11 protein-coding genes are annotated in these 11,485 nt (G+C 36.5%); 3 read left to right on the top strand and 8 right to left on the bottom strand.

The window, feature by feature from the left end:
* Nucleotides 1-119 precede the first annotated feature (119 nt).
* The gene (locus AC1DJR_RS07000) at nucleotides 120-998 is read right to left on the bottom strand and encodes a YitT family protein (protein ID WP_477002280.1); all 879 of its coding nucleotides are present in this window, start codon (nucleotides 996-998) and stop codon (nucleotides 120-122) included.
* Nucleotides 999-1,149: 151 nt separating this feature from the next.
* Here AC1DJR_RS07000 and AC1DJR_RS06995 point away from each other — a divergent pair, with 151 nt between their 5' ends.
* Nucleotides 1,150-1,404: a DUF2624 domain-containing protein gene (locus AC1DJR_RS06995; protein ID WP_002088657.1), complete on the top strand. Its 255-nt coding sequence runs from the start codon at nucleotides 1,150-1,152 to the stop codon at nucleotides 1,402-1,404.
* Between the two features lie 19 nt (nucleotides 1,405-1,423).
* On the opposite strand, the gene AC1DJR_RS06990 is transcribed toward AC1DJR_RS06995, so the two are convergent.
* Complete coding sequence (locus AC1DJR_RS06990; RefSeq protein WP_002167660.1) at nucleotides 1,424-2,320, bottom strand: deoxyribonuclease IV; 897 nt, start codon at nucleotides 2,318-2,320, stop codon at nucleotides 1,424-1,426.
* A gap of 250 nt (nucleotides 2,321-2,570) precedes the next feature.
* On the bottom strand, nucleotides 2,571-3,881 hold the full coding sequence (locus AC1DJR_RS06985; RefSeq protein ID WP_002015172.1) for a DEAD/DEAH box helicase: 1,311 nt from the start codon (nucleotides 3,879-3,881) through the stop codon (nucleotides 2,571-2,573).
* A gap of 179 nt (nucleotides 3,882-4,060) precedes the next feature.
* On the opposite strand from AC1DJR_RS06985, the gene vrrA reads away from it, so the two are divergent.
* Nucleotides 4,061-4,753 carry a VrrA/YqfQ family protein gene (gene vrrA, locus AC1DJR_RS06980; RefSeq protein WP_429691873.1) on the top strand — a complete coding sequence of 231 codons (693 nt, stop codon included), beginning with the start codon at nucleotides 4,061-4,063 and terminating at the stop codon, nucleotides 4,751-4,753.
* 89 nt (nucleotides 4,754-4,842) lie between these two features.
* On the top strand, nucleotides 4,843-5,793 hold the full coding sequence (locus tag AC1DJR_RS06975) for a 4-hydroxy-3-methylbut-2-enyl diphosphate reductase (RefSeq protein WP_429686909.1): 951 nt from the start codon (nucleotides 4,843-4,845) through the stop codon (nucleotides 5,791-5,793).
* Nucleotides 5,794-5,833: 40 nt separating this feature from the next.
* Here AC1DJR_RS06975 and AC1DJR_RS06970 read toward each other — a convergent pair whose 3' ends face one another.
* The 5 genes from AC1DJR_RS06970 to dnaG all read right to left on the bottom strand — a co-directional run.
* Nucleotides 5,834-6,955, bottom strand: a complete 1,122-nt coding sequence (locus tag AC1DJR_RS06970; RefSeq protein ID WP_429686910.1) for a Nif3-like dinuclear metal center hexameric protein — start codon at nucleotides 6,953-6,955, stop codon at nucleotides 5,834-5,836.
* A complete protein-coding gene (locus tag AC1DJR_RS06965) occupies nucleotides 6,952-7,659 on the bottom strand; it encodes a tRNA (adenine(22)-N(1))-methyltransferase (RefSeq protein WP_477002279.1) in 708 nt (235 codons plus the stop codon). The genes AC1DJR_RS06970 and AC1DJR_RS06965 overlap by 4 nt, the downstream gene beginning before the upstream one ends.
* A 166-nt stretch (nucleotides 7,660-7,825) precedes the next feature.
* Complete coding sequence (gene cccA, locus AC1DJR_RS06960) at nucleotides 7,826-8,182, bottom strand: cytochrome c550 (protein ID WP_002015178.1); 357 nt, start codon at nucleotides 8,180-8,182, stop codon at nucleotides 7,826-7,828.
* Nucleotides 8,183-8,567: 385 nt separating this feature from the next.
* Nucleotides 8,568-9,695, bottom strand: coding sequence for an RNA polymerase sigma factor RpoD (gene rpoD, locus AC1DJR_RS06955; protein WP_000764062.1), 1,128 nt, complete (start codon nucleotides 9,693-9,695; stop codon nucleotides 8,568-8,570).
* Between the two features lie 59 nt (nucleotides 9,696-9,754).
* Nucleotides 9,755-11,485, bottom strand: a 1,731-nt coding sequence (dnaG, locus tag AC1DJR_RS06950; RefSeq protein WP_477002278.1) for a DNA primase, incomplete at its 5' end; no start/stop codon positions are given.

Raw genomic sequence — 11,485 nt, 5'->3', positions numbered from 1 at the left:
GCTTATTATAGTTGTAAACCAATCTGCCTAAAATATATTCTTTATTTCAAGAAACCTTATTATTATAACAAAAAGCAGAGAATAATTCTCTGCTTTCAAAAGATATTACAATTAACTTTTTAGTGAATTGCTGATTTAAACTTACCACCATTTGTCTCTTGTGTATTCATAATCGTAACAAATGCGTTTTCATCAATTTCATGCACAATTGATTTTAACTTCGTCACTTCCAGACGTGTTACAACTGCATAAATAACTTCTTTTTCTTTATCTGTATAGCCACCTTTAGCAACAAGTTTTGTTGTTCCACGACCAAGGCGGTGTAAAATCGCATTTGATACTTCCTCATATTGATCCGATACTATTAAAACTGCTTTCGTTTCGTCTAATCCTTGAATTACCGTATCAATTGTTTTGAATGCGATATAGTACGTCATAACAGAATACATCGCTTGTTCAACACCAAAAACAAATGCTGCCCATGCAAAAATGAATAAGTTCACAAACATTACGAATTCACCAACAGAAAACGGTAATTTCTTCGTTAATAGAATTCCCATAATCTCGGTCCCRTCTAACGATCCACCATGACGAATAACAAGTCCTACACCAATCCCTAAAATAAGACCGCCGAAAACTGTTGCTAAAATCGGCTCTGTTGTAAATGGCGGGATAGCATGCAACGTTGATTCAATAAATGCTAAAGCTACAATTCCAAATGCTGAAGATAACATGAATGTTTTTCCAATTTGCTTATACCCGGAGTACATAAAAGGAATGTTGAGGATAACAACTAAAGYAGAAAAGCTTAACCACCAAATATTAGGAGTAAGATAATCTAATATAAGAGAAATACCAATAATTCCACCATCAATAATTTTATTTGGCATTAAAAACAGTTCAATCGCTACCGCCGCACACGCTGCCCCAAAGACAATCATAACTAAACGATATACAAGATGAATAACACTTTCTTTTCGATGTTGCTTTTTTTCCATAAGTCCTCCTTATACTCTTTATCTATAGTTTTGTTCTTATATTATAACATAAGCTTCTTTTCCCCATTGAAAAAATGCACCTTGATACGAATATGTACAAGCTATGCGTACATATATTTCGATAGAAGAACGTGTGAAGGAGGACAACACGATGAACCTCATTAAACAAATTGTGAACAAAAAATTAAATCATATTTCTACAAAAGAACTATTGAAATATAGTAAAGAATACGAAGTTCCAATCACAACTGCACAAGCTGATAAAATCGTTTTACTTATGAAAGGGAAAAACATTAACATTTACGATAATACCGAGCGACTAGATTTGTTAAAACAAATCGCTAAAGTAACTACTCCTGCCACTGCCCAACAAGTAAATATTTTATTTCAGCAGCTATTAAAATAAGGAGGGGAAAATCCCCTCCTTATTGCTCTTTAATTTTTTCAAGAATTCCTTCATCAAAAGTACCATTTTTCAGCATTTCGATTTCTAATTTATATGGTGGCTTCTTATCTTTTTTATCTTCACCTACATACGGCGTTTCAAGAATTTTTGGTACGTGCGTAAGTTGTGGGTGATGCACAATGTGATGCAATGCCTTATAGCCAATATGACCAAAACCAATATTTTCATGACGGTCTTTTCCAGCTCCGCGTACATTTTTGCTATCGTTAATATGAAGTACTTGTAAACGATTTATCCCAACAATTTTATCAAATTCGTTTAACACACCGTCAAAATCATTTACAAGGTCATAACCTGCATCATGCGTATGACACGTATCAAAACATACAGATAGTTTTTCATTATATTTCACACCATCAATAATTTTCGCAATTTCTTCAAAGCTACGACCGCATTCCGTTCCCTTTCCTGCCATCGTTTCTAACGCAATGTTAACCGTCTGCTCTGGCGTTAATACTTCATTAAGCCCTTTAATAATTTGTTGAATACCAGCATCCGCTCCTGCACCAACGTGCGCACCTGGGTGAAGAACGATTTGTTTCGCTACACCTAATGCCGATGTTCTTTCAATTTCCATGCGAAGGAAGTCTACACCTAATTGGAATGTTTCTGGCTTCGTCGTATTCCCAAGATTAATAATGTATGGCGCATGTACGATAATTTCTTCAATACCGTTTAGTTCCATATGTTTTCTTCCTGCTTCTATGTTCAATTCTTCAATTGGTTTTCTTCGTGTATTTTGCGGTGCACCTGTATAAATCATAAACGTCGTTGCACCGTATGAAACAGCCTCTTCACTTGCTGCTAATAACATTTTCTTACCACTCATTGAAACATGAGATCCAATCTTTAACATACAATCACCTCTTCAATATACAATAGATATAATGATAGCATAATTTGTAGAAATATGTAGCGAATTGTTTGTTCACACAAAAGGCACTACATAAATTAAACAGACTATTCAAACAATCTGCACTCTATACTTAAATTAACCCAATAAAGCGAAACTTTAGTCAACGTTTTTTCTACCCCTCACTAATTATTAGTCTACATTAATCGACTTTATCTCAAGCAGTGAGATAAAAAAAAATAAGGGAAATCCCTTATCTTTTTTTATTGCTATATTTTTTCTTCACTTTGTCACGTTCTGTTGCAAGTTTTCGTTTATAGTTTGGTTTTACTTTTTTCGGCTTCTTAACAACTTTTGTTGCCATAACATCTAGTCCATCACTTGGTTTTTTACGGCTCTTACGACGACGACGGTCACCTAAATCCGCCCATTCATCTCCGCGTAAATCYACATGYTTAAACTCGATATGACGTTGTTTTTCCAAACTATCTAACGCTTCTTCATTTGCTGGATCATAAATCGTCACTGCAATACCTGAATGACCCGCACGTGCAGTTCTTCCAACACGGTGAACGAAGAAATCTAAATCTGGTGGAAGTTCATAGTTAATAACATGGCTAATTCCTTCAATATCAATACCGCGTGCCGCCAAATCTGTTGCGACAATGTATTGGAACTCTAAATCACGAACTTGTTTCATCATTTTTCTACGATCACGTGGTGATAAATCACCGTGTATACGCCCTACTTTTAATCCACGTTCTGCTAATCCATCGGCTACTTCGTCAGCCTTCTTCTTTGTGTTTGTAAAGACAATTGCTAAATATGGTTTAAATTGAAGTAGCATATTTTTCACTAATTCAGTTTTATTACGGTGTCTTGAAGGCACAAGGTAATGATCAATATTTCCTGCTGCAACTTGCTTCGGATTAATATGAATATGTTCTGGATTCTCCATATATTTCTTCAAAAATGGTTTTAATTTTTGAGGAATTGTTGCAGAGAAAACTAACATYTGCAGATTTTTAGGCATACGTGCCGCAATTTTATCTACATCTTGAATGAATCCCATATCAAGCATTAAGTCCGCTTCATCGACAATAATAGTATCCGCTTTATARACAAATAGCGCCTTTTCTTCTACTAAATCTTTAATACGTCCTGGCGTTCCAACTACAATATGAGGTTGTTTTTTCAACTTTTCAATTGATCGTTGTTTATCAGTTCCACCAATTAAACAGCGTGCTGTAATCATTTGATCTTCTGCACAGAACTTTGTTAGTTTCACAATTTCTTCGTAAATTTGTTGTGCTAACTCACGAGTAGGCGCTGTAATAACAAGTTGTACCTCTTCACGACTTGCATCAATTCTGTTTAATGTAGGAAGTAAGTATGCATGTGTTTTCCCAGAACCAGTTTGGGATTGTCCAATTATACTCACACCTTTTTTCACGACCGGGAAAATTTTCTTTTGAATTCCTGTTGGCTCTGTAAAGCGTAGTTCACGAACTGCATCTATTAAAAATGGTTTAAAATCATACTGTGTAAAAGTTTGTAGTGTCATAAGTTACACCTTCTTTCTAAAATTTCTACTGCGCACAAATMAGTCAAGTCTACATTATATCGAAATCTACAAGTAAAATCCATCTTTAGTTTAGGTTTTTATCTCAAAAACTAACCTTCTTTCCTTCYATTGCATATTGTATGTGTATATACCTAACTGAAGAAAGGAGGATTTCCCACATGTTTCCGAAATCCCCTATAAGACAAATGTATCCGAATCGAGGACAACAATCTTACACACCATATCCGATTCCACAACTACCACCGATGGCTCAAAAAAAGAAAGGTTTCCTTGCTAAACTCTTTAAAAAACACGATCCAACCGAACCTTTCATGCAAATGGTCCCTCCTTATCGACAAATGGAAGGGCCACCGATGATGCACCAACAACCGCCGCCCCAATATCAACAGCAACAGCCATACCAACAACAATATCAGCCATACATGCAGCAATATCCAGAGCAGATGATACCACCTCAAATGTATGAATCAAATGATACACGTGGTGCTGCGTCAGCTACAACTGCAGCGGCATCTAGCAGCGGCATCGGTAGTTTTTTTTCAAATTTAATTTCGAACCCAACTAATATGATAAATAATATCGAAAAAGTATCTCAAGTCGTGCAATCTGTCGGTCCTGTTGTCGAACAGTACGGTCCCATTATGCGTAGTCTACCAAGCATTGTTAAAATCCTCACCTCCGGAAAAAGTACGGAAGAAAATCAAACTGAAGATGCAACAGAACAGGTTGAGGTAGCAACTCCACCTCCAAAAAGGAAACGAAAAAAAATAGTGCTTGAACCGGTAATAGAAAAAGAGGTTCCGAAAGAACCCGTTCAACAATCAGCAACAAAACCAAAACTATATGTGTAACAATCCTTTGTTTTCTATCCACTCCTCCTTTATAATGTAATGGACTATGCACAAAAGTATCCCTTGTTTAGAAGGAGAGGATTACTCACATGAAGATTGTTAAAATTTCCCCTCGTGGTTATTGCTACGGTGTTGTTGACGCAATGGTTATTGCACGTAACGCCGCATTAGATAAATCATTACCGAGACCCATTTATATTTTAGGTATGATTGTTCACAATAAGCATGTCACAGATGCTTTCGAAGAGGATGGCATCATTACATTAGACGGTCCAAGTCGATTAGAAATTTTAGATAAAATCGATTCTGGTACTGTTATTTTCACTGCACACGGTGTTTCTCCAGAAGTTAAACAACGTGCAAAAGAAAAAGGTTTAACGACAATTGATGCAACTTGTCCAGATGTTACAAAAACACATGACCTTATCGAAGCAAAGAAAGCTGAAGGATACCATGTCATTTATATCGGCAAAAAAAATCATCCAGAACCAGAAGGCGCAGTTGGTATCGCACCTGATATCGTTCATCTTATCGAAAAAGCTGATGATTTAAAAACACTAGAAATTCCAACGGATAAAATTTTAGTTACGAATCAAACAACAATGAGTCAATGGGATGTTCAACATTTAATGGAGGACATCCAGAAAAAATTCCCAACAGCAGAATTCCACAAGGAAATTTGTTTAGCAACTCAAGTTCGCCAAGAAGCTGTCGCTAAACAAGCTAATGTTGCAGATTTAACAATTGTTGTCGGTGATCCGAAAAGTAACAACTCAAACCGTTTAGCACAAGTATCACAAGAAATCGCTGGTACGACAGCATACCGCGTTGCAGACGTAAGTGAAATCCAATTAGAATGGCTACAAGGTGTAGAAAACGTAGCTGTTACAGCAGGTGCTTCTACTCCAACGCCAATTACAAAAGAAGTTATTGCTTTCTTAGATCAATATGACCCAATGAATCCCGCTACATGGGACAGAATTCGAAAAGTACCACTTCAAAAGATACTACCTCGTGTAAAAGTGAAAAAAGAACAATAATAAAAACCGTTGCCTACATGAGCAACGGTTTTTATTATTGTTATACAAATGTGAATGGATCTGTATGTAACTGCGAAGCGTGAATGTGTACATTGAATTTCTTCACATCTACTTTTTCTTGCAATTGTTTTTGTACACCTTGCTTCATTACTTTTTCAACGTTATGTCCTGGATCGACTATATTTAAACCAATCATCATCGCATCGTGAGCAACATGATAATACATATCACCTGTTACATATACATCTGCTCCTTTAAATTTCGCTTGGTTTATATATTTATTACCGTCACCACCAAGTACAGCTACTTTACGCACCTTATCATCTAACTTTCCAACAACTCTTGCACCCTTTACATGTAATGATTGTTTCACATGTAAAGCAAACTGCTCAAGCGTCATTTCTTCTTGTAAATACCCTATTTTACCAAGACCTAATGTTTCACCTTTATTATCAAGCGGATATACATCATATGCCACTTCTTCATATGGATGGGCTGCCAACATCGCTTTAATAACTTTTCTTTGTAATGAAGCTGGAATAATCGTTTCGACACGTATCTCTTCCACACGTTCTAACTGCCCAGTTTCCCCGATATAAGGATTTGTCCCTTCTCGAGGGATAAACGTACCTACCCCTTCGCTACCGAACGTACAGTGGCTATAATTACCGATATGACCTGCATCCGCATCTCCAAGAGCTTTGCGCACTTCTTCTGCATGGGTTACTGGAACAAATACAACAATTTTTTTCATTTCTTCTGCATATGTAGGAGCTAATACTTCTGTATTTTGTAACCCTAACGCATCGGCAAGTAAATCATTTACCCCACCCTTAGCAATATCTACATTTGTATGCGCCGCATAAACCGCAATATCATTTTTAATACACGTTTCAATAATTCTTCCGTACGCCTTATCTGTATGAATCGCTTTTAATGGATTAAAGATTAAAGGRTGRTGMGCTATAATGATATTYGCTCCTAATTGGATYGCCTCGTCCACAACTTCCTCAGTTACATCTAACGCGATTAATACGTGCTGGACAGGTTTATTAAGCGCTCCAATCTGTAAGCCAATCTTATCCCCTTCCAGCGCTAAATGCTTCGGATACATACCTTCAAACAAAGAAATAATTTCATGACCATTCGGAATTTTACTCATGATAAAACCTCTCCTATCATTTTCATTTTCGCTTCTACTTCTGCACGCTTCGCTTTTGTCTCTTCAGACTCTGCTGCACGTTCTAACTGTTTTAAAATATTTTGGAAGTTTTTCAATTCCCCTTCCCACTTTTCAATAAAAGCTTCACTTTTTTCTTTTATTAAAAATGGACCCATAAACAGTTCAGCTTGTTTATTTTCAGAGTAAGGTACTGCTGTATCTCCTCGCTCTCCGACTAAAATCTCGTAAATCTTTCCGTCTTCTATTACAATTTTCTCACCGATAAGCTCCCATCCATTTTCAATAAACCATTCACGAATATGGTGTGCTGCAATATTCGGCTGTAAGATTAAACGTGTTACACCTTCTAATTTTTCTTTACCACTTTCTAAAATGTCACGAATTAACGCTCCACCCATACCAGCAATCGTAATAACATCTACTTCTCCTGGCACTATAACAGCTAATCCATTCCCTTTACGAACGTCTACTTTATCTTGTAAGCCACTTTCAGCTACAGTTGCTTGTGCAGAGCGAAACGGTCCATCTACAACCTCTCCTGCAACTGCTTTTGTAGCAATATTATTTATAATTGTATAACACRGTAAATACGCATGATCCGATCCAATATCAGCTACTGTAGAGCCTACCGGAATCTCCCTCACAACTTCTTCTAATCGTTTCGAAAGCTTTACTTCATTCATGTATTTCCATTACTCCTTCTCTTCTCAGTCTGTCTCCATGATAATGAATTTATAGTAGTTGTTGCAAGTCCATAACAATACTTCAATTCTCTATTACTAATCGTATTTTAGAAAGTATAGAAAAACAAGCCTTTTGCAAAAAGCAAAAGGCTTGTAATACGAAACTTTATTTTTTCTTCGATAACCAATCAGCTACTTTCGTTGCTTGATCAGCTGGAATTAAATTAGCTGGCATATTTCCTTTTCCTTTTGAAAGAACTTCTTTAATTTCATCTTTCGAAAGTTTCCCACCAATTTTTTGTAAATTAGGTCCCACTGCCCCTTGTAACTGATCACCGTGACAGCTCGTACAGCTTTGCTTTACAATATCCTCTGGCTTTGATGCTGTTTGCGCTGGTTTCCCACCATTTTTTGCATCAGCTAACTCTTTAGATTTATTTAGCCCCTGAAATGAAAATACAAACATAACGATAATACCTAATGCTGCAATAAGAGCGAACGGAATCAACGGATTACGTTTCATATCTCTTCTCCCCCCTCTATACCGCTAAATAGTTAGATGATTCAGTCATTTATATTGTACTTGAAAACGCTCTATCAGAAAAGAGCAAACTACTACTTGTTAAAAATATTCCGTAAATTCATTTTATTGATTTTCACTATTATATCGCATATTATTTCGATAATTACTAACGTTTCTCATCATATTTTTTACTTTTCTACATATTATTTTGTATATAATAAACAAAATAAATCGAAAAATCGAAAAATGAGCATTTGCAAATCAAAAGACAATTCTGTAAAATAAATTACAAGAAATTGTAATCGTTGCCGATAGCTAAACTTTAACAAAAATTAACAAAATAAAAAAGTTTACTTCACAAAAGTGAAGTAAACTTAAAGGTAGCCTATTCTAAGAAATCCTTAAGACGCTTACTACGGCTTGGATGTCTTAATTTGCGAAGTGCTTTCGCTTCAATTTGACGAATACGTTCTCTCGTTACGCCGAATACTTTCCCAACTTCTTCAAGCGTACGAGTTCGTCCATCATCTAAACCAAAACGAAGACGCAGAACATTTTCTTCACGATCCGTTAGTGTATCTAACACATCTTCTAATTGTTCTTTTAGCAATTCATACGCTGCATGGTCCGCAGGCGATGTTGCTTCTTGGTCTTCGATAAAGTCACCTAAATGGGAGTCGTCTTCTTCACCAATTGGTGTTTCAAGAGAAACTGGCTCCTGTGCAATCTTTAAGATTTCGCGTACTTTTTCTGGAGCAAGATCCATTTCTTCACCAATCTCTTCAGGAGATGGTTCACGTCCTAAATCTTGTAATAATTGACGTTGTACACGGATTAACTTATTAATTGTTTCAACCATATGAACTGGAATACGAATTGTTCGCGCTTGGTCTGCAATCGCACGTGTAATAGCTTGGCGAATCCACCAAGTTGCATACGTACTAAATTTAAAACCTTTACGGTAGTCGAACTTTTCAACTGCCTTAATTAGACCCATATTTCCTTCTTGGATTAAGTCTAAGAAAAGCATACCACGGCCTACGTAGCGCTTTGCAATACTTACTACAAGACGTAAGTTTGCTTCCGCAAGACGGCGTTTTGCTTCTTCATCGCCTTCTTCAATACGTGTCGCAAGTCGAATTTCTTCTTCAGCAGATAGTAAGTCTACACGACCAATTTCTTTTAAGTACATACGAACAGGGTCATTGATTTTCACACCTGGCGGCACACTTAAATCATTAAGGTCAAATTCTTCTTCCGTTTTTGTAATTTGACGATTATTAGGACCTTCGTCGTTGTCATTGTCACCAACTAAGTCAATCCCTTGTTCACCTAAATATTCATAGTATTCATCCATTTGATCGGATTCAATTTCAAATCCATTCATGCGTTCTGCAATCTCTTCATATGTAAGAACGCCACGTTTTTTTCCGAGCTCAGTGAGTTGTTCTTTCACTTGCTCAAGGGTCATTTCAGTTTCAATTTGTTTAGAACGAGCTGGTTTATCAGCCATCTGTTCCCCTCCTTACGCGAGATACAAACATTCATTATACTAAAACTTTATCGAAAAAGCTATTTTCTTGCTTTTTGACTTTGTAAATATGCCACATAATATTTAGCAGCCTCTACAGGATCTGTTTTTTCCATTTGTTTTACTTTAAAGATAATTTCCATCTTTTCAAGTTTTTCTTTATGGCGTCTTAGCGCCTCCAAATGACCTTGTAACGCTTCTTCTGTGTACTCTGGATTAATAAATTCATCCGTCGAAATATCAGTAATAATATTTTTCAACTTTTCATCAGAGAGCCAACTTAAAAATGTTCCGACTGAAGGTTCATTTCCCTTTTCATAATATGCGTATAGTTCATATAAAATCCCTTTATGTTCTTCTGTATAAAAATCTTCTATATGAGGTTCCATACGCACTGTCACTTCTGCACTTTGCAACATATGGTAAATAATTTCTCTTTCTGCCCTTTCAAAACCTGTTAATTTCGGTTTCGTTTGAACAATTTGAGATGGCTTAGAAACCTGCTTTATTTGTTTTTGCTGTACCTTTTGTTCTTTGCGATATTGGTGCAATTGATTCAAAAGTGTTTCCATTGAATACGAAAATTCTTGCGATAATGATTTTAAATATGATTCCGCCTGCATCGCATCCTGTAGCAATGATAACTCTTTTAAAACACTTTTTACATATTCTTCTTTGCCAGACTCATCTTGCAAATTTTTCCCTAAACGCAAATGATTTATTTTGAAACCAACAAAACTTATACTTGATTTCACAAGATTTTCAAAAGCGGTTGTCCCATATTGTTGCACATATTCATCAGGGTCAAGCTTATCTGGCAAGGATGTAACTTTCACTTGGCAACCAACTTGCAATAGTAATTGCCCTGCTTTCATCGTCGCTTCTCGCCCTGCTTTATCACCATCATAGCAAAGAACAACAGTTTCAACGTTACGTCGCAGAAGTTTCGCTTGTTCTTCAGTTAAAGCTGTTCCCATTGTCGCAACAGCTTCTTCCACACCACTTTTCACCGCGGCTAGTACATCGGCATAACCTTCAAAAAGGACAACCTGCCCACGTTTTCTAATAAACGGCCTTGCTTGGTGGAAATTATACAACAGCTTACTTTTGTAAAAAATCGGTGTTTCAGGACTATTCAAATATTTCGGAGTGTCATCTCCTAATGCCCTTCCACTAAACGCTATCACCTTACCTTGTAAAGTATAAATCGGAAACATAACTCTTCCGCGGAAGCGGTCATAATGACTGCCATCCTTCTCACTTCTTACAAGAAGGCCAGCCTGTTCCATACTAGATAGCGACAAACCTCTTTTTTGTAAAATTTTCGTTGCTGCATCCCAAGCTTGTGATGCATAACCAATTTCAAATTTCTCAATCATCTCTTTTGTAATACCACGTTTTAATAAATATGAAAGTGCTTCATTTCCTTCTTCTGTATTTACTAATAAATGATGATAATACTTTTTCAAAAGTTCATGAGCCTGTTGCATGATGACAGTGTCATCAGATATGTCTTCTTGTTGTTGTTGTCCTTGCCCTGATGTATATTCTGCAACTGCAATTCCATTTCTTTCGCCAAGCTTTTGAACAGCCTCTGTGAAAGCAAGTCCTTCCATTTTCATAAGAAAAGAAAATACATTTCCACCTTCTCCACATCCGAAACAATGAAAAATTTGCTTATCAGATGAAACAGAGAATGAAGGAGAATTCTCACCATGAAATGGACAAAGGCCGAAATAGTTACGCCCCTGCTTTCTAAGTTGAACATACTC

Source organism: Bacillus sp. 05T31 (assembly GCF_056396725.1).
This window is presented reverse-complemented; position numbering and strand designations above follow the sequence as displayed.